Source organism: Berryella intestinalis (assembly GCF_000814825.1).
GTDB lineage: Bacteria > Actinomycetota > Coriobacteriia > Coriobacteriales > Eggerthellaceae > Berryella > Berryella intestinalis.
Genome location: NZ_CP009302.1, coordinates 491,411 through 510,364, shown reverse-complemented (window position 1 = coordinate 510,364; position 18,954 = coordinate 491,411). Strand labels below are relative to the sequence as shown.

Annotated in this window: 14 protein-coding genes and 1 tRNA gene; 7 read left to right on the top strand and 8 right to left on the bottom strand. The window is 63.1% G+C overall.

The genetic code is table 11. The features are described from left to right. Nucleotides 1-39: 39 nt before the first annotated feature. The 5 genes from JI75_RS02070 to JI75_RS09120 all read right to left on the bottom strand — a co-directional run bounded on the left by JI75_RS02070 (nucleotide 40) and on the right by JI75_RS09120 (nucleotide 7,618). Complete coding sequence (locus JI75_RS02070; RefSeq protein ID WP_052241517.1) at nucleotides 40-603, bottom strand: biotin transporter BioY; 564 nt, start codon at nucleotides 601-603, stop codon at nucleotides 40-42. Nucleotides 604-720: 117 nt separating this feature from the next. Beyond that, nucleotides 721-2,214 carry an MATE family efflux transporter gene (locus tag JI75_RS02065; RefSeq protein WP_240993202.1) on the bottom strand — a complete coding sequence of 498 codons (1,494 nt, stop codon included), beginning with the start codon at nucleotides 2,212-2,214 and terminating at the stop codon, nucleotides 721-723. Between the two features lie 153 nt (nucleotides 2,215-2,367). Further along, on the bottom strand, nucleotides 2,368-2,868 hold the full coding sequence (locus JI75_RS02060; RefSeq protein WP_052241516.1) for a hypothetical protein: 501 nt from the start codon (nucleotides 2,866-2,868) through the stop codon (nucleotides 2,368-2,370). Nucleotides 2,869-3,840: 972 nt separating this feature from the next. Next, nucleotides 3,841-7,458, bottom strand: a complete 3,618-nt coding sequence (mfd, locus tag JI75_RS02055) for a transcription-repair coupling factor (protein WP_039688362.1) — start codon at nucleotides 7,456-7,458, stop codon at nucleotides 3,841-3,843. 62 nt (nucleotides 7,459-7,520) lie between these two features. Then, a tRNA-Sec gene (locus JI75_RS09120) sits at nucleotides 7,521-7,618 on the bottom strand. 256 nt (nucleotides 7,619-7,874) lie between these two features. On the opposite strand from JI75_RS09120, the gene JI75_RS08680 reads away from it, so the two are divergent. Continuing rightward, nucleotides 7,875-8,738, top strand: a complete 864-nt coding sequence (locus tag JI75_RS08680; protein ID WP_052241515.1) for a hypothetical protein — start codon at nucleotides 7,875-7,877, stop codon at nucleotides 8,736-8,738. A 155-nt stretch (nucleotides 8,739-8,893) separates the two neighbouring features. Here the strand turns inward: JI75_RS08680 and gdhA are convergent, their stop codons facing one another. The 3 genes from gdhA to yedF form a co-directional block, all read right to left on the bottom strand. Further along, nucleotides 8,894-10,225: an NADP-specific glutamate dehydrogenase gene (gene gdhA / locus JI75_RS02045; RefSeq protein ID WP_039688360.1), complete on the bottom strand. Its 1,332-nt coding sequence runs from the start codon at nucleotides 10,223-10,225 to the stop codon at nucleotides 8,894-8,896. A gap of 98 nt (nucleotides 10,226-10,323) precedes the next feature. After that, a complete protein-coding gene (locus JI75_RS02040) occupies nucleotides 10,324-10,620 on the bottom strand; it encodes a putative Se/S carrier protein (protein WP_039688358.1) in 297 nt (98 codons plus the stop codon). Beyond that, entirely contained in the window at nucleotides 10,620-10,973 is a 354-nt protein-coding gene (gene yedF / locus JI75_RS09130) for a sulfurtransferase-like selenium metabolism protein YedF (protein ID WP_052241514.1), read from the bottom strand. The genes JI75_RS02040 and yedF overlap by 1 nt, the downstream gene beginning before the upstream one ends. Nucleotides 10,974-11,187: 214 nt before the next feature. Between yedF and selA the strand changes: the two genes are divergently transcribed. The 6 genes from selA to JI75_RS02005 all read left to right on the top strand — a co-directional run bounded on the left by selA (nucleotide 11,188) and on the right by JI75_RS02005 (nucleotide 18,954). After that, complete coding sequence (gene selA / locus JI75_RS02030; protein WP_039688356.1) at nucleotides 11,188-12,642, top strand: L-seryl-tRNA(Sec) selenium transferase; 1,455 nt, start codon at nucleotides 11,188-11,190, stop codon at nucleotides 12,640-12,642. A gap of 2 nt (nucleotides 12,643-12,644) precedes the next feature. Further along, nucleotides 12,645-14,567 (top strand): selenocysteine-specific translation elongation factor, encoded by a 1,923-nt coding sequence (gene selB, locus JI75_RS02025; RefSeq protein ID WP_039688353.1) that lies wholly within the window; start codon nucleotides 12,645-12,647, stop codon nucleotides 14,565-14,567. Nucleotides 14,568-14,911: 344 nt separating this feature from the next. Next, nucleotides 14,912-16,384 (top strand): flavocytochrome c, encoded by a 1,473-nt coding sequence (locus tag JI75_RS02020; RefSeq protein ID WP_039688351.1) that lies wholly within the window; start codon nucleotides 14,912-14,914, stop codon nucleotides 16,382-16,384. A 215-nt stretch (nucleotides 16,385-16,599) separates the two neighbouring features. Then, a complete protein-coding gene (selD, locus tag JI75_RS02015) occupies nucleotides 16,600-17,673 on the top strand; it encodes a selenide, water dikinase SelD (RefSeq protein WP_082019709.1) in 1,074 nt (357 codons plus the stop codon). 74 nt (nucleotides 17,674-17,747) lie between these two features. Next, nucleotides 17,748-18,488, top strand: coding sequence for an endonuclease III (nth, locus tag JI75_RS02010; RefSeq protein WP_082019708.1), 741 nt, complete (start codon nucleotides 17,748-17,750; stop codon nucleotides 18,486-18,488). A 280-nt stretch (nucleotides 18,489-18,768) separates the two neighbouring features. Continuing rightward, nucleotides 18,769-18,954: a helix-turn-helix transcriptional regulator gene (locus JI75_RS02005; RefSeq protein WP_240993201.1), complete on the top strand. Its 186-nt coding sequence runs from the start codon at nucleotides 18,769-18,771 to the stop codon at nucleotides 18,952-18,954.

Here is an 18,954-nt window from a genome sequence, read left to right as displayed (position 1 = left end):
GAGAGCCGGCCTCGATAAACGATGATGCGCGGTTGGAGCCTAGCGCCGAACCACCCGGGCCACAGAGCGCGCCACCACCGTGGCGGCCGCCAGCTTCGCGATGTCGATGATCACGAACGGCGCCACCGTGACCGCGAGCGCGCCCGCGAGATCGGTATGGGCAACCGCCATGAACTGGGCGCAACCGCATACGTGCACCACCACCATGAACACGACGCCGGCCGCGATGCTTCCCGCGAAGTTGTCGATGCCGCGGGAGCGCAGCAGGTGCAGAAGACCGGCCGCCAGCACGGCGCCGATCAGAAATCCCCAAATGAAGCCGCCGGTCGGACCGACCAGGACGCCGAGGCCCCCGCGCATGCCCGAGAACACCGGCGCGCCGAAGCCGCCCAGGATCAGGTACCCCGCAACGGCGGCGATGCTCTGCTTGGGCTCGAGCACCAGGATGGCGAACATGATGGCGAACGTCTGGAGCGTGAACGGAACCGGCCCGAACGGAACCGTGATCCAAGCGGATACCGCCATGATGGCGATGGTCAGAGCGACGAATGCGATAGAGCGCGTGCGGCCGGCCGACGCGGTCAGAGCTGCTGCCTTGGTCATGAACCTTCCCTTTCGACTGAACTCGCAACGACATCGGACGCGGCCCATCCGCGCCCAGTCGCCCGGCATCGGCGCGAGGCGCCTGAACCGTTTTTTCCGATATGCTTGACTATCTTACTACGAGATCGGCCGCAGCTCTGTTTCCTTCCTTTTAAGCTTTCGCAGCTCGACGCAGATCAGGATACCGGTGAGGACGATGGAGAGAGCATCGGCCATCGGGGCAGCGAAGTAGATCGCATCGAGTCCCGTGAACTGGGGGAGCGCGACGGGCAACCACGGCGGGAGCAGGAAAAGAAGCGGGATCAGGAACAGGATCTGGCGCGACATGGACAGGATGATTGAGCGCACGGGCTGGCCGGTCGCCTGGAAGTAGTTCGCCCCGATGATCTGGAATCCGACAACGGGAAGCATCAGCAGCTGGACCTTCAACGCGAAGATGGTGAACTCGCGCAGCGATTCGTCGCTGATGCCGAACGCGCTGACGATCTGAACGGGCCAGACGTGCACGGACACCCACATGAGCAGGGCGATGGACGTAGCGCCGAGGATCCCGTAGCCCAGCGTCGCGCGCACGCGGCCGAACAGGCGCGCTCCGTAGTTGAAGCCCAGGAGCGGCTGGATGGCCACGGCGACGCCGACAAGCGGCAGCACCGTGAACATCGCGATGCGCTGGACCACGCCGATCGACGCCAAAGCGGCGGTCTCACCGATAGCGCTCTGGGCTCCGTAGACCACGAGGAGCATGTTGACGACGAACGACACGACGGCCATCCCCACCTGCACGAGGCTGCTGGGCACGCCCAGGGTGAGGATGGAGGGAATGATGGCCTTATCGGGCCTGATAGCCCGAAGCCGCAGCTTCAGCGGAGAGCTCTTCGACACCACGAAGAACCACAGAACCGAGGCGCAGGAGGCCGCCTGGCCGACCACCGTCGCCAAGGCGCTGCCGTGCACGCCCCAGCCGAGGCGCATGACGAACAGGTAGTTGAACACGATGCAGACAAGCGCCCCGAGGACCATGGTGAGGAGCGCCCGGTTGGGGGCCCCGGCCGTGCGGATGAAGTTGTTGAGCCCCATGCCGACGATCTGGAAGAGGACGCCGAAGCCGAGGATGCGGATGAAATCGGCGGCGTAACCGCGCACCTCGTCGGTCGCGCTGGAAATGTCGAGGATCGCATCCATCACCGAGGGAACGGAAACCCCTATCGCGATGACGACCCACAGCACGATGGCCAGAAACATGGTGTTTCCCAGCGAGCGCTCGGCATCGGCGTGCTTTCCCTCTCCCAGCCGCAGGGCCGCCAGGGCGTTTCCGCCGTTTCCGATGAGCATGCACAGCGAGAGGAACACGATCATGATCGGTTGGGCCACGGTCGTGGCCGACAGGCCGATCGAGCCCATGGCCTGCCCGAGGAACATCGAATCGATGACGTTGTAGGCCCCGTTCACCAACATCCCGATGATCGACGGGATGGCGAACTCGGTGATCAGCCGCGGAATGGAGTCCGTTCCCATGCGCGTGATGCGGTCGTCGGAGCCTCCGGAAGGCCGTCCCTGCAACGCGGCTTCTCGATCGAGCCCGTCCCCGCCAACCGCTTCGCTCTCGTTCATCCAACCTCGCAATCACCTTATCCGAACCTTCGAGATTATACGCGCTTGGATCCTGCAAGCAAGGATCCCTTGCAAATCACCAAGACTTCATGCCGCGCAAACCCCGTCTGAATCGTCCTGATCAGCAAACTCGGCAGAGAATACCCAACGCCATCACCCGAATTTCGTTCGGTCGAAAGCAACCGCGGGCTCTCGAAACCTCAAACCCAGCTTTGAGCAGAGGGTACGCACGAACGCAGAGAAACCTTGCGATGAACGATACTGCTCGCGGGTCAGCGTCAGAAGTTGCACCCCTGCCCGAGAAAGGGCGTTTCGACGCTGAGCATCGAATGCGATCCTGTCGGATCCTGTGTGAAATCTATCCGAATCGTATTCCACCGCAACCATCCGGTCGGGCCACATAAGATCGCATTTCAGATAGCGGCGACCCAAGGAATCCGCCAATTCCCCAGGCAGATCGATGCTGCGATTCATCTGAGGAGCGGGCAATCCGAACCCGCCCAGACGGCGCGGGAGGGAAAGCCTCATCGCAACCCTCGACTCCATGGGAGATGCCGAATCCTCCACGATGAATCGAGAGAAACCCCTCGCCTTCACCGCCCCGAACGGACGGCAGCGCTGCTGGGCGAGTGCCCCGAGGCTCTCCTTCGTCATAAACTTCCTCGCAGAAACCATTCCTTCGGAACGAACCCTGTAGGTACCGCATAGCTCATACCCAAGTGCCACGGATTCGATCAACGAGAGGGTTCTGCATACTTGGATAAAAGCCAGCTCAGGTGAGACGACGTATACATCAGGGCCCACTTCCATGAAAGAGTTGACCGGCAAATCAGACGAATGCACGTGAAATACGAAATCATGCGATATCAATCGCTGATCAGACCGCGAAACCATCAGATGCAACGGCTTGTTTCGCCCGGCGCTCCCTAACCGAAGAAAGCCCTCGAGGCCAGGAATCGCGCCGAGGTCCGATCTCGTGCGCGGAGTATCGAACGGCCTTCTGATACGCGTCTTTTTCCCGGGAGGTTCAGAGACGCTCCTCCAATATGTCAATGCCGATATGTCGCATACGAAAACCTTCATGCGAACCAGGCTACTCGATGAATTCAACCGCCAACCAACAAAAGGCTGTCCGGCTCCGCCGCAAAACCTCCGAGCAGGCAGTCGAAACTCACGTGGGAATCACAACCGGCGTCAAAAAAAGCGCGGTTTGCATCGGCGTGTGCCAAAGAGACTGCTTTGCGCCAAAAAACGGGAGGTTTGTATTCGGTATAAGCCCTCTATAAGCTCTCTCAAACCGCCAGCATCGAATCCTTCGATAGAAACTCCAGGTGAAAGCGGTACTCACTTCACACACCCACGAGCAAGCCAATGCAAACCCCTTAATTCTTGACAGACAACGGCCTTTTTCACGCACGCCGATGCAAACCGCGCCTTTTTTGACACAAACGTCCGCGCGCACATCACCCACGGAGAACGGGCGGATCGAGTCTCGCGGAGACCGGCTCGGTGCCAGGGCGGATCAAGTCCCGCAAGGGCCGGCACACCGCCGAGACGCGAAAACCGACGACGTAATCCTGCGGAAGCAAGCGCAAGCCAAGGCCCCCGGAACCGGGCGAACCTCGCCTACCGCGAAGACCCTCCGCCCGCTAGCTTCTCCATAAACCCGAACACCGACTCCAGCAGATCGTCCTGATCGAAATACCGCAGCGGCAACCTGAGCTTTCTCTTGTCCGCAACGTAGCGGCCGCCCGCCCGGCGGATGCCCAGCATCATATCCTGGGGAATGTCGACCGGGTCGAGCACCAGGCGCCCCTCCACCACCGATACCAGATCGATGCGGTGCTCGAAGGCAAACGCCTTGATGCGCGCTTTCATCAGGAGGTTGCGCGCCTCGTCGGGCATGTCCGGGCGCTTCTCCGCCAAATCGCCGAACACGTCTTCCACCGCGGACAGGGTCGACGCCGACGCGATCTTGCGATACCACAGCACGCGCTCATCCACATCGGGAATGTAATCTTCGGGTAGGAACGCATCCCCTGGAACGTTCACGGTGATATCGGACAGCGCCGGGGGCAGCACGTCGGCTTTCAGGTCGCCCTCGCGCGTCGCGTTCACCGCCGTGGCCAGCATCTGGGCGAACAGATCGAAGCCCACCGCCGACATATTGCCGCTCTGCTCGGCTCCCAGCATGCTGCCCGCTCCACGGATCTCCAGGTCGCGCATGGCGATGCGCATGCCGCTCCCCAGCTCCTGATGCTCGTTTAGCGCGGTCAGGCGCGCAAGCGCCTCCTCGGTCAAAGGAACGTTGTCGGGGAACATGAACAGCGCGTACGCCTGAGTCGACGAGCGCCCTACGCGCCCCTTGAGCTGGTACATCTGAGCCAGGCCGAGACGCTGAGCATCTTCGATGATAAGGGTGTTCGTATGGGGGTTGTCGATCCCGCTTTCAATGATGGTCGTGGCGACCAGCACGTCGAGCCGACCGGCCGAAAACTCCTCCATCACGCGCTCGAGCGCGTCTTTGTCCATCTGCCCGTGCGCCACCCCGATGCGGGCCTCCCCCGCCGCGGACTGGACGCGCGCTACCGCTTCCTCGATCGAGCGCACGCGGTTGGACACGTAGTACACCTGGCCCTTCCGGTCGAGCTCGCGTGCGATGGCCGCTGCCACCAGGTCGGGATCCCATTCGCCCACATGGACCGAAACCGGGCGGCGCTCGTCGGGAGGCGTGAGGATCAGGCTCATGTCGCGCACCCCCGACAGAGACATCTGCATGGTGCGCGGGATGGGCGTCGCAGACAGCGTCATCACGTCGATGTACTCGCGCAGGTTCTTCATCTGCTCCTTGTGACCCACGCCGAAGCGCTGCTCCTCGTCGATGATGACAAGACCCAGGTCATGCGGGTTCACATCGCGCGACAGCAGGCGATGGGTGCCCACCATCACGTCGACGGTTCCCTCGGCGAACCCCTCGAGCGCCTTTTTCTGCTGGGCCGGCGTGCGGAAGCGCGACAGCACCTCCACCTTCACGCCGAAGGGCTCGAACCGGTCTTTGAAGTTGGTGAAGTGCTGCTGGGCCAAGATGGTGGTCGGACAGAGCACCATGACCTGCTTGCCGTCCTGCGTCGCCTTGAAAGCCGCCCGCAGCGCGACCTCGGTTTTACCGAACCCCACGTCGCCGCACACGAGGCGGTCCATCGGACGGGCGCTTTGCATGTCGGCCTTCACATCTGCGATAGCGGCCAGCTGATCGGGGGTTTCCTGGTATGGGAACGACTCTTCCATCTCGCGCTGCCAAGGCGTGTCGGGCCCGAACCTGAAGCCCTGCACCGCAGCGCGGCGAGCATACACATCGACCAGGTCGAACGCCAGCTTCTTCGTCGCCTTGCGCGCCTTGTTCAGCGCGCGGGACCAGTCGCTGGTATTCAGGCGGGTCAGGCGCGGATCGGAGCCCTCGGGCCCAACGTAGCGCGTCACACGGTCGAGCTGCTCGACCGGAACGAACAGGCGATCTCCCTCTGCATAGTCGATATGCAGGTAATCGCGGGCGGTACCGCCCACCTCCTGGCGAACGAGGCCGACGAAATGCCCGATGCCATGCGCGGCATGCACCACGTAGTCGCCGGGTTTGTACGGAAACGTGATCTCGGTGATATCGACGCGGCGCGCGGGCCGGCGCGAAGAGGCGCCCTGGGTGTCCGAGATGCTGATCATGGCGAGCTTCGCCTTGGGGATGATCATGCCCAAGGGGATATCGACGTCGACCACGTTCACCACGCCGCGCCGCAGTCGCCGCCGGCGCAGCCCCTCGATCTCCCCTTCGTCGGAAACGCGCGCGTCGGATTCGCGCGACAGGGCCGTTTTCTTGCCCGACGAGGGCGATGAGGAAGAGACGTCTTCGAAAGCCCCGGTCGACCGGGGCGAACCGGAGCCGGAACCATCCTCGGCGAGCGCGTCGGCGCCGTCGTCCAGCACGTCGAGGCGCTCCTGTATGGGCAATCCGTTCTCTACGAACGCAAGTTTCATATCCTGGCGGGCCCGGAAGTTCGGTGCGGAGAACACCACCGTGTAGTTGTCGTCCACCAACTGCCGCAAGCGTCCGAACAGCCGGTCGGGATGCCCCGCGACCTCGACCCGCTTGACGGGCAGCTCGTCGTCGATCGAAGATCCCACGCGCATGATCGAAAGGTAGGTCGCGCGCTGCCCCCCGCCGAAGTCAAGCTCCCCCGGTTCGGCGAACAGCCCTTCGAGCGACACCCCGCTGCCCTTCGCCTTGCCGTATATCTCGTCGATCGCATGCTGGGCATCGTCGAACAGCGATCGGGGCTCGACAAGCGCGGTGAGGACCCCTTCTTTCGCATACGAACCCAACGTGACGGTCGTGTCGTACAGATAGGGAAGCAACGCGTCGGCGCCGTCGAAACCGAGACCGCCTTCAAGCCGTTCGAGCAGGTCGCGCAAATGCGGATTGGTGCGCGCGGGGCGTTTCAGCTCGCCGATCGCCCGAACGCGCTGCTTATCGGAGCACGAGAACTCGCGCACCGGATAGATGTCCACCGAGGAAAGCGCCGAGATGGTCTGCCCGGTCGTAGGGACTATGCGGCGGATCTCGTCAAGCTCGTCTCCGAAGAAGTCGAGGCGCACGGGATACACCAGGTTGCCGGGATAGACGTCGATCACGCCGCCGCGCACGCAGAAGGTCCCCGGACCGTCGAGCTCGCCGGTGTTGGCGAAACCCCGATCTTCGAGCGCCCGCGCGACGTCGTCGAACTCGGACAGACCGCAACCCATGTCGGCCAGCTCGGTGGAGGCGGAAAAGCTCAGCGGATGGCACACGTCGGACTTAGACGGCGCCAGCATGCGCACCAGGGCGCGCGCCGAGGCCACCACGACGACCTTGCGGCCGCTCTTCAGCGCATAAGCGGCCTCCATGCGCTGCGCGACGACGCGCGCGTCGGGCCTCTTGGGGGAAAACGGGTAGTCCGCCCGCTCGGGGAAGCGCAAAACGCGCTCGTCGCCCACGTAGGCCGCGACGCTGCGCGCGAACGCCACCGCAGCCTCTTCCCCGGCAACGAGAACCAGCGTGGTCTGCGGCGCGCAGACGAAACGTGACGCCACCGCAAACGGGCGGGCGGACGAAGCGATACCCAGCGTCGCATCGTCTCCCGCATCGAGCTTCCCCCAGAACTTCCCCAGGCAATCCGACCGTTCGAGCGTGTAGACAAGCGAGTCGATAAGCACGGCGCAACGTTCCTTCCCATGCAAAAAAGCCCGCAGCAGACAACTGCGGGCATCAGGATCTATGGCGGAGATGCGTGCGAATCGAACACACCCAAGACGTTCTGCGCGCCTCACAACGGCTTTGAAGGCCGCGGGCTCCACCAGGAGGCCGTCCATCTCCGTGAGGAATGATACCATTGTCGGCCGATCGTTTCGCGAAAAGCTGCCGATGGGTCCGAATCAACCGAAAGGCACCAAAGACCGGGTGGCGAAAGGGAGCGGCTCGAGGCGGGGAGCGCGATGCGCAGGTGAAAAACCGAGTGCGCGCAGGAAAGCCGAATCGTCGCTTCGCGTTGTGGAAACAACGGAAACCGCCTCGCGGGTCCGCTAGGCTGGAAGGGATTTCAAGGCACATCCCCGGATTCCAAGGAGAACGCATGCTCAGCTTCCTGCCCGGATTCATACCCGACATCGTCCAGGCCGCGCCGTTCGTCCTCGCGTTCATCATCGGCTGTATCCAGCCGCTGCGCCGCCGGCCCGCCCTGTTCTACCTCGCATTCGGGATCATGGTGGCTCTGCAGACGGCGCCCGACTTCGGCTCGTTCGTGTTCGGCGGCCGACCGCCCGCCGCGCTGCAAGCCTACGTATCCGCCTTCGAATCCCTGAAGACGTCTATTCCCCTGGTTGGCGACCTGTTCGACCTTACCACCGGGGCCTGCACGGGCGTATGGTTCTACCTCGTGGTCATGTTCATCGGCGTGCTTCCCAAAACCCCCTTGGTCAAGCGCCTCTACACGGTGCGCTCCGAGCTTTCCATACTCGGCGGCATCATCGTGTTCGGACACGTCCTGCGCGTCATCTTCTTCCCGCTGTACTTCCTGGTTCCGCAGTTCCGCGCCGTCTGGGGAATCCCCGGCGTATATTTCATGGCCCTCGCGGGCGCCGTTGTGGCTATTCCTCTTCTGATCTGCTTCCTCGTCCCCTGGGTCACTTCGTTCAAGTCCATCCGCAGCGCCATGAGCGCTCGCGCATGGAAGCGCTCCCAAAAGCTCGCCTACCCCTTCATGATCCTCATGATCCTCCAGGGCCTGTTCTTCGGGCTGGGGCACGGATTCTACGACCTGAACGGAGCGGGTATGGGCATGATGTCGATGGGAGGCGTCCCCGTCGCCGACAAGACCACCGAAACCATCCAGCATTTCTCGCAGGCCGCCGTTTACGCGCTGCTGCTGGTCGCCTACGTGGCTCTGCTGGCGAAGCGCACGGTCGAGCGCAGGAAGAAGAAGCGAAAGATCGCCTAGAGCCGCGCTGCGCGAAGCGGGCGGCCCTCTACGCAGCGGGGCCGTCCCTCCGGCCCGAACATCGTTTCGCGTTCGGAGCCCGAAGGACGGCCCGCCGTTACAGATCCCGAGATTTCAGAACCTTCGGGATCAGATGAGGTTGACGTGCGCCTGGACTAGCAAACGCCCTGAGCGATCATGGCGTCGGCGACCTTCTTGAAGCCGGCGATGTTGGCGCCCGCAACGTAGTTGCCCTCCAGCCCGTACTCGCGCGCAGCATCGTCGCACTGGTGGAAGATGCTGACCATAATGCCCTTGAGCTTCGCGTCGACTTCCTCGAAAGTCCAGCTGAGACGCTGAGAGTTCTGGGACATCTCGAGCGCGGAGGTAGCGACGCCGCCGGCGTTGGCAGCCTTGCCGGGGAAGAAGGCCACACCGGCCTCCTGCAGCGCCGCGGTCGCGTCGAGCGTGGTGGGCATGTTAGCGCCCTCGCCGACCGCCTTGCAGCCGTTGGCGATGAGCTGCTGGGCGTCTTCGAGATGAAGCTCGTTCTGCGTTGCGCAGGGAAGGGCGATGTCGCACGGGATAGCCCAGACGCCGCGGCCCTCGTGGTACTCGGCGTTGGGGCGGTAGTTCACGTAATCGCTGATGCGGCCGCGCTTGACTTCCTTGATGTCCTGGACGGCGGCCACGTCGATACCTTCGGGATCGTACACCCAGCCGGTGGAGTCGGACACGGTGAGGACGGTCGCGCCGAGCTGCTGGGCCTTCTGGGCCGCGTAGATGGCGACGTTGCCGGCGCCGGAGATGACGACCTTCTTGCCCTCGAAGCTGTCGCCGTTCACGCGCAGCCACTCTTCCACGAAATACACCAGACCGTAACCGGTCGCCTCGGTGCGGGCGAGCGAGCCGCCGTAGGTGAGGCCCTTGCCGGTCAGAACGCCCTCGTGCACATCACGGATGCGCTTGTACTGGCCGAAGAGGAAGCCGATCTCGCGGCCGCCCACGCCGATGTCCCCGGCGGGAACGTCGGTGTCAGCGCCGATATGGCGGGAAAGCTCGGTCATGAAGCTCTGGCAAAACGCCATCACCTCGTTGTCGGACTTGCCCTTGGGATCGAAGTCGGAGCCTCCCTTGCCGCCGCCGATGGGAAGCGTGGTCAGAGCGTTCTTGAAGATCTGCTCGAAGCCCAGGAACTTGATGATGCCCTGGTTGACGGTGGGATGGAAGCGCAGGCCGCCCTTGTAGGGGCCGATAGCGCTGTTGAACTGCACGCGAAAGCCGCGGTTCACCTGGACCTTGCCCTCGTCATCGACCCAGGGGACACGGAACTGGATGATGCGCTCGGGCTCGACGATGCGCTCGAGCAGGGAAACCTGCTGGTACTTCTGGTCGGACTCGACCACCACGCGCAGAGAATCGAGAACCTCGGTAACCGCCTGAATGAACTCGGGCTGATCGGCGTTCTTCACCTTGACGTCCGCGATGATGTCATCTACGTAAGACATGTGAAACTCCTTTTTCGCTGTCGATGTTCGATGCGTCCCGGAACGGCGGCGCCTCGTCTAACGCAGACGATTCTAAAAGACTGAAAACAACGAGTTTGTTACCAGCCGATTAAACCGCCATCGAGAAGCTCGAAGCGGCTTCCGCAGGCGCCGCTAACACGCTCGTACAAGCTAGCTACCTGGTAAAACTCATGAAGCAGAACAAGCGTTTCAAGCGCGTTAATTCGCGTTTCGGCTTCAAACGACAACGATATCCCGCATCCCGCGCTTATCTCGGCCGGGGTCGATACGACCGAAAAGCGCACGGGATCCGCGCCGTTGGGCGGCTTCTTCAGAACCTCCTGCGCGGCGATGGCCGCGTGAGTGGAATCGAATGCGATGACGAAAGACGCCATCAGAGCGCGATGACCTTCGACGCCGCGCGCATCCGCTCCATGATGGCCACCATGTTGCTGACCTCGCCCACCCTCAGCGCGTCTTTCACACCGTAGAAATCAAGGCAGGTTCCGCACGAAAGCACCTCGCACCCCGCTTCGGCCATGCGCCCGAGGCTCGCGGGAACATCGTCGTTGTCGGGGTCGGCCACCGCCTTCACGCCCGAGTTCATGAGCAGCACCGCCGAGGGAAGCTCGTCGGCGTCGGCGAACGCGTTCAGAGCCATCTTCAACAGGTTCGCACCCAAAACGGGATCCCCCTCGCCAACATGATCCTTCCCCACGAACAGCACGTAGTTGCCAACCTGCGCCATTTCAGCCCTCCATTCGAACGATGCGACGGAACTCTCCGACCCGATTCTAGCACCGGTGCGGCCCAAGGTTTCCCCGCCGATCGCGGTTGATGGAACGCGGCAAGGTTTTCCGTTTATTACCGGTGGGGATCCGCCGCACTCTCGTTGGAAAACCGTCTGAAGCGAAGGGGTATACTTCGATCGTGAACGTTCCCGACAGAAAGCCCGAGCGCACATGCCCACCTCCGAACAGCAACAGCTCCTCAGAAAACTCCCCCAGGTAGAAGAAGCGCTGCATCATCCGGCCATCGAAGCCCTGCTCAACATCTTCCCGCGCGGGATCGTCGTCGATCAGACGCGCGAGGGCATCGACGATATCAGGGGCCAGATCCTGTCGGGCTGCGAGGTCGAGGTCGACCTCGACGCGGTTGCCACCGTCATCCTCAAGCGTTTCGTCAAGCTGGAAAAACCCTCCCTGCGCCGCGTCGTCAACGCGTCGGGCGTGATCGTCCATACCAACCTGGGCCGCAGCCCGCTTGCCGAGACCGCCGTGGCCGCCGTGAACGACGTCGCACGGGGCTATTCCACCCTCGAATACAACGTGCGGGAAATGAAAAGGGGGAGCCGCCACGATCATTACGAGTCGCTGATCTGCACGATCACCGGCGCTGAGGCGGCCATCGCCGTCAACAACAACGCCGCCGCGGTGATGATGGTGCTCCAGGAATTCGCGCGCGGCCACGAAACGGTCATCTCGCGCGGCGAGCTGGTGGAGATCGGGGGGAGCTTCCGCGTGCCCGACATCATGGAGGCCTCGGGTGCGACCATGGTCGAGGTGGGAACCACCAACAAAACCCATCCTTTCGACTACGAGCGGGCCATCGGCGAACGCACCGCCATGCTGCTGAAGGTCCATCCGTCGAACTACCGCCTGACCGGTTTCGTGGAAGACGTATCCGTCAAGGAGCTGAGGGGCCTCGCCGATGCCGCAAACGAGCATCGAGCGCCCGAGTCGCCCGAAGTGCTGGTCTACGAAGACCTCGGCTCCGGGGCGCTGGTCGATATCCAAGCGGCCGACCTGCGCGAAACCACGGTGAGCGAGGCCATCGCCGAAGGGGCCGACCTCGTTTCCTTCTCGTGCGACAAACTGCTCGGAGGCCCTCAGGCCGGCATCGTCGTCGGCACCGCCGAGGCGATCGGGCGACTGAAGAAAAACCCCCTTGCGCGCGTGCTGCGCCTGGACAAGCTGACCATCGCCGCGCTCGAAGCGACGCTGCGCCTGTACCTCGACGAAAACGACGCCCGCAAGCGCATTCCCACGCTGGCCATGCTCTCGGCAAGCGCCGAAGACGTCTCCGCGCGCGCGGACGTCCTCGCCGAAGCCCTGCGAAAGCGGATCCCTTCCAACGACGCGACCGTGTCCGTCGAACCCGAGATATCGCGCGCGGGAGGCGGGGCCTTGCCGATGTGCGACATCCCCACCACCGTCGTCGCGCTCGACCTCGCACGATCGAGCGCCCTGGACTGCGAACGCTACCTCGTCTCCGAGCACGAGCCCCCCATCGTCGCGCGCATCAAAAACGAACGGCTGCTGTTCGATGCCCGCACGCTTCTATCCGACGACGAGGCGCTCGAGGTCGCCGAGGGCGTCGCGTCCTACTTCTCCCAGCTCGACGGAAAGGAGCGATAACCATGGCCGCAACCCGCAAGGTGCTCGGAACCGCCGGGCACATCGACCACGGCAAGTCCTCCCTCATCCAGGCGCTCACGGGAACCGATCCCGACCGCCTCGCCGAAGAAAAGGAGCGCGGGATCACCATCGAGCTCGGGTTCGCCCAGCTGCAGCTTTCCGACGGAACTTCGATGGGGGTCGTCGACGTACCCGGCCACGAACGGTTCGTGCGCCAGATGATCTCGGGCTCGACCGGCATCGACATCGCGCTTCTCTGCATCGCCGCCGACGACGGCATCATGCCGCAGACCCGCGAGCACGTCGCGGTCCTCGAGCTGCTCGCAGTCCCCTCTTGCGTGGTCGCCCTCACCAAAAGCGATAGGGTCGATGAGGAATGGATCGAGATGGTCTCGTCCGATATCAGGGCCTACCTCGCCGACACCCCGTTTGCCGACGCCCCCATCGTCCCCACTTCGGCTCGCACGGGCTACGGGCTGGACCGGTTGAGAAGCGCGCTCGCCGCCGAAGCGGAAAAAGGCAGCTCGATCCACGAGAACCCCTATGCCCGCATGCCCGTCGACCGCGTGTTCACCGTCAAAGGAGCCGGAACCGTGGTCACCGGCACGCTGTGGAGCGGATCAGTGAAAGTGGACGACGAGCTGCAGGTGCTGCCCTCCAAGGCGATATCGCGCGTCCGCTCGATCCAGCATCACGACCAGGCGGCAAACGAGGCTTCGCCGGGCGAGCGCACCGCGCTGAACCTCAGCTCGTTCACCGTAGACGACGTGCGCCCCGGGGACTTCCTCGTCACGCCCCACTCCATCGAGCCCACCGACCGCTTCGACACCCGGTTCACCTATCTATGCCCCCTGAAAGAGGGCAAACCTCTGGCAACCGGAACGCGTATCCGCATCGCGCACGGAACCAAGGAGACCTTCGGGCGCCTCCTCCTGGCCGACGGGCTCCAGGAAATCAAGCCGAACGAATCCGCATACGCTCAGATCCGCCTTGAGGAAGACCTGCCTCTTTCGTCCGGGGACCGCTACATCGCCCGTTCGTACTCCCCCGTTGCCGTCATCGGCGGAGGCATCGCCCTCACCTGCCATCCCCGCCGTCGCACGAACCTTTCGGCGCTCGATCGGGCGCTCCTCGAAGCTTTGGAGAGGGGCGACTACCAGCAGGCGGCGTCGAAGGCCGCTCAAGCCCAAACCCTCCCCTTCTCCCTCGATGACATCGCAAGGACCGCAAGCGTTCCCGAGCCCCTCGCGAAGACGGTCCTCGAAGGCCTGGTGGAAAGCGGAGCGCTCTCGCAGCTCCGATCAGGAAGCCGCGAATTCTTCGTCACCCGGGCCGCCATCCAGAAAACGATGGGGGCCATCGAAAACGCCCTGCTGGCATTCCACGCAAAGAACCCCAACGAACCCGGGGTGCACAAAAACGACCTGCTGCTGCGCTGCGGCCTATCCATGAGCCAAGCGGCGTTCGACGCGCTGCTCGATATCGCCGCTCAAAGCGGGAAGGTCGTCATCGACTCGGGGGCGGTCAGCCATCCCAAGGCAGGCGCCGGAGCCAAGGCGGCCGAATCGAAGGCGGCCGAATCGATCCTGGCCGTGCTTGAAAAGGAGCGCTTCACTCCCCCCGCCATCCCCTCCCTGTTCGAGCAGGCCGGAGTGAAAGACCACAGCCTCGCCTACCGCGCACTCGGAGCGCTCGAGAGGCAGGGAGACGTCGTGCGAGTCGGAAAAGAGCTCGCTTTCAGCAAGGAGAGTTTCGACCAGCTGGTTTCCCTCACCCGCTCGCACCTCGGCGAATGCGGGTCCGCCACCGTGGCCGAGCTGAAGGACCGGCTGGGAATCTCGCGCAAGTACGCGGTGCCTCTTCTGGAGGAATTCGACGCCCGGGGAATCACGAAGCGATCGGGAGACGCCCGCGTTCTGGGATAACGCCGAATCGAGACAGCACCTGCAACCTCGATACCGCCCGGACCCGGTCTCCCAAGCGAACCGAACGGTTCGGGCGGGTCTGTCAGCCTGCATGGGGATCGAAACATTTTTTCTCTAATATAAAAGCACTGTAGAAAATGATCCGTTATTCGGGTTTGCGACCGCGGATGGATAATATTCCAAGCCCTTTATCAGTTCCTTGTATAAAGTACCGCTTATATCCGCATGTCTTCCTTCCGAAGCGGCCGTTCCCACGTTGCGAAGAAATTCACAGAGTCTTACTTTGGGGATGAAGCCGCTTCGCCACAAGGGCGGAGGGCGCACAAGGGAAGGAAGTAGCAAGCATGGGAGAAGAGCTGAAAGTTCCCGCGAATCTGACGCGCCGCACGTTCGTCACCGGCATGGGAGCCATCACCGTGATGGGAGGACTGAGCCTCGCCGGTTGCAGCCCCTCGGGAAAGAAAGCCTCCGACAAGGCAGACGAGTACGACATCGTCATCATCGGATCGGGCGGCGCGGGAATGTCGGCGGCCATCGCCGCGTTCGATAAGGGCGTGAGCAAGATCGTCGTTCTAGAGAAGATGCCGTCAACCGGAGGGAACACGAACTTCTCATCGAGCGGCATGAACGCATCGGAAACCAAGTTCCAGAAAGAGCAGGGCATCGACGACAGCAACGCCCTGTTCGCCGAAGAGACCCTCACCGGAGGACACGACACCGGCGACGTCGAGCTGGTCACCTTCATGTGCGACAACTCCGCCGGAGCCATCGACTGGCTGGACGGGCTGGGCATCACTCTCAACAACATCACCATGACCGGAGGCATGTCGGTGAAGCGCTGCCACCGTCCCACCGACGGTTCCGCAGTCGGAAAGACCCTCGTCGCAGGCCTCGTCGAGGCGGTGAAGGACCGCAAAATCGAAGTGCGCACGAACTGCGATGCGAAGGAGCTGGTCGTCGAGGGCAGCACCGTCACCGGCGTGAAGGTAGAGGAGAAGAGCAAGCAGTCCACGCTGTCTGCAAAGGCCGTCATCATGGCCACGGGCGGCTTGGGCGCGAACCAGGACATGGTGACGAAGTACCGTCCCGACCTCAAAGGATACGTCACCACCAACCAGTCGGGAGCGACCGGCGACGGCTACACCATGGCCGAGGCCGCAGGCGCCGAACTGGTCCAGATGGACCAGATCCAGATCCATCCCACGGTCGAGCAGGAAAGCTCCCAGCTCATCGCCGAGGGCATCCGCGGCGGCGGCGCCATCCTGGTGAACAAGGAAGGCAAGCGCTTCATCGACGAGATGAAGACCCGCGACAAGGTGTCGGCGGCAGAGCTCGAGCAGCCGGGCGGTTTCGCCTGGGAGGTCTTCGACCAGACGGTTTACGACTCGAACAAGGCCGTCGCCGGATACGACAAGGCCGGTTTGGTGAAGAAGGGCGACGACCTGGCCTCGCTCGCCAACACCATCGAGGTGGATCCCGCCGCGCTCAAGGCCACGGTCGAGGCCTACAACGCCGTGACCACCTCGGGTGCCGCCGATGAAATGGGCCGCACGCAGGGCTGCATCGCATTCGCCGACGGGGCGATGTACGCGATCAAGGTCGCTCCCGGCATCCATCACGAGATGGGCGGCATCAAGATCAACACCAAAAACGAAGCGCTGTCCGCAGACGACAAGCCCATCGCCGGCCTCTACGCCGCAGGCGAAGTGACCGGCGGCATCCACGGCAACAACCGCATCGGCGGCAATGCCGTATGCGACATCATCGTGTTCGGCAAAAACGTCGGCGAAGTCGTAGCAGCGACCTTGTCGAAGTAAGGCCGTCGCCCGAACGCACGCGGAAACGGTGCGTTTTGCCTGGCTTTGCGCGAACCCGAGGGCCGTTCGCACCGTCGCTGCGAACGGCCCTCTTTTTCGCAGAGCGCGCCGGCCGCCGGCATATGAACGACCCTCCACCATCGCCCCGAGCACCGCCGATCGGCGCCAGCAGGGTATATACTGGTCTGGTTCGTAACAAGCGTACGGGGGATCCGATGAGCGAAGCCGAGAGAATCAAGATGACGCAACTCACCTCCAAGGGAGGTTGAGCGGCGAAGTGGGGTCCGGGCGACCTCTCCGAAATCTTGAAACCGCTTATGCCGGCCGCCGATCAGGACCTTATGCTGGGATTCGAGACCAGCGATGATGCGGCCGTCTACAAGCTGAACGACACGCAGGCCGCGATCCTCACGGTGGATTTCCTCACGCCCATCGCCGACGATCCGTACGAATTCGGCCGCATAGCCGCGGCCAACGCGCTCTCCGACGTGTTCGCCATGGGCGCAAAGCCCCTGTGCGCCCTGAACATCCTCGCCCTCAGCGTCAAGCTGGGCGCCGAGGTGGCAGGGCAGATCATGCGCGGCGGCAGCGACGCCGTGAGCGAGGCGGGGGCCTTCCTCGTGGGCGGGCACTCCATCGACGACAACGAGCCGAAATACGGGCTGGCCGTATTCGGCGTGGTCGAGCCCGAAAAGGTCGTGCGCAACGCCGGAGCCCTCCCGGGCGACAGGCTCTACCTCACCAAACCGCTGGGAACGGGAATCCTCAGCCAGGCGTTCAGAAACGGCAGGATCACCGGCGAGCAGTTCCAGGTGGCCATCGACTCCATGATGGAGCTCAACGCTGCGGGCGGGCGGGCCATGACGGCCGCCGGTGCGCACGCCGCCACCGACGTGACGGGCTTCGCGCTGGCCGGGCACCTGCATGAGATGCTGACGGCAAGCGGCGTGGGCGTATGTTTGGACTGGCAGCGCATACCGTTGTTCGACGGAGCCTGGCGGCTCTGCTGCGATCAGGTGCGCCCGGGCCGCACGAAGTCGGTTGCGGCGTTTTGCCGGCCCTTCGTCGATCAGGGCGGGCTTTCCGACGAAGAGTTCGACAACCGCATGGCCATCGTCTGCGACCCCCAAACGTCGGGTGGGTTGCTGGTCGCCGTCGCGCCCGAAGACGCTCGGACCTTCGAGGAGGTCTTCGCGCGCGAATCGGGGCGGACATGCGCCTGCATCGGCACCTTCGTCGAAGATCCCGCGTGCCGCATCCGGTTCTCAGACGCCGAACCCATGCGTTAGAAACCCCGGTAGACCGCACGCCGAAACAACCGCCCAGCACTGCAAAGCGATCCCCCCGAACCGAAAGGAACCCCATGCCGCGCGAATCGATCGCCTCGAAACGAACCCGCGCCATCGAAGTGGCCAACCGCATGGAAGAGCACTACCCCGCCGCCGAGTGCGCACTCACCTACTGGGGGGATCCGTTCAAGCTCACCGTCGCCGTCCTGCTTTCGGCGCAGACCACCGACGCCTCGGTCAACAAGGTAACGCCCACGCTCTGGGAGCGCTTCCCCACCGTGGCCGACCTGGCATCCGCCGACCTGGGCGAAGTCGAAGACATCCTGCGATTCATCGGGCTGTACCGCAGCAAGGCCAAAAACTGCATCGCCTGCGCCCAAATGGTGCTCTCCGAATACGGCGGCGAGGTGCCCCGCACGATGGACGAGCTCGTCCGCCTGCCCGGCGTGGGCCGCAAGACCGCCAACATCGTGCTGAACGAGGCGTTCGGCATCGTGGAGGGCATCGCGGTCGACACGCACGTGCACCGAATCGCTCGGCTGTTGAAGTTCAGCAACCAGGCCGAAGCGCTGAAATGCGAGCAGGACCTGCTGAAGCTGTACCCACGCGAGTATTGGAAGCCCGTCAACCACCAGTGGATCCTGTTCGGCCGCGAAATCTGTATCGCCCGCCGCCCGAAATGCGACCGGTGCTTCCTGGCCGATCTGTGCCCGAGCGCCGGCAAAGCTACGGTAACGAGCAAACCGAAACCTAAGACCGGAGCCCCTCGCACCTCGAAAACCGCTCCGTCGGCTCGCGCGAGAACCCGAAAGTAAGCGCTCTTCGAAACCGCGCCTTCGAAGAGGCGACCTGCAAGGACGGAGCCGAAAGCACGGGCCGCAGCAAAACGGGAGTAGCCGAGAAGGCGTCTTTCGCGACCCGTGTGGCCGCGATTTCCCGCTGAACGCTTCCGATCGGATCACATCCCCCCCAATACATTTTCTTTCATAATGCAATATTTATTTGACATTATGATCGGTATACCTTACTCTGCTCTACAGAAAGCAAGATATATCTGTCAGAAAGGAAATTATGGATGGCAAAAAGAATCTTGCTATGAAAGCGGCACGCGCAGCAAAGGGGCTTTCGCAAAGCGACCTCGCCGTCATCGTCGGAGCCACGCGCCAAACCATCGGCCTCATCGAGGCTGGAGGCTACAACCCCACGCTGAACCTGTGCATCGCCATCTGCAAGGCACTCGACGTCACGCTGAACGACCTGTTCTGGAACCAAGGAGAATAA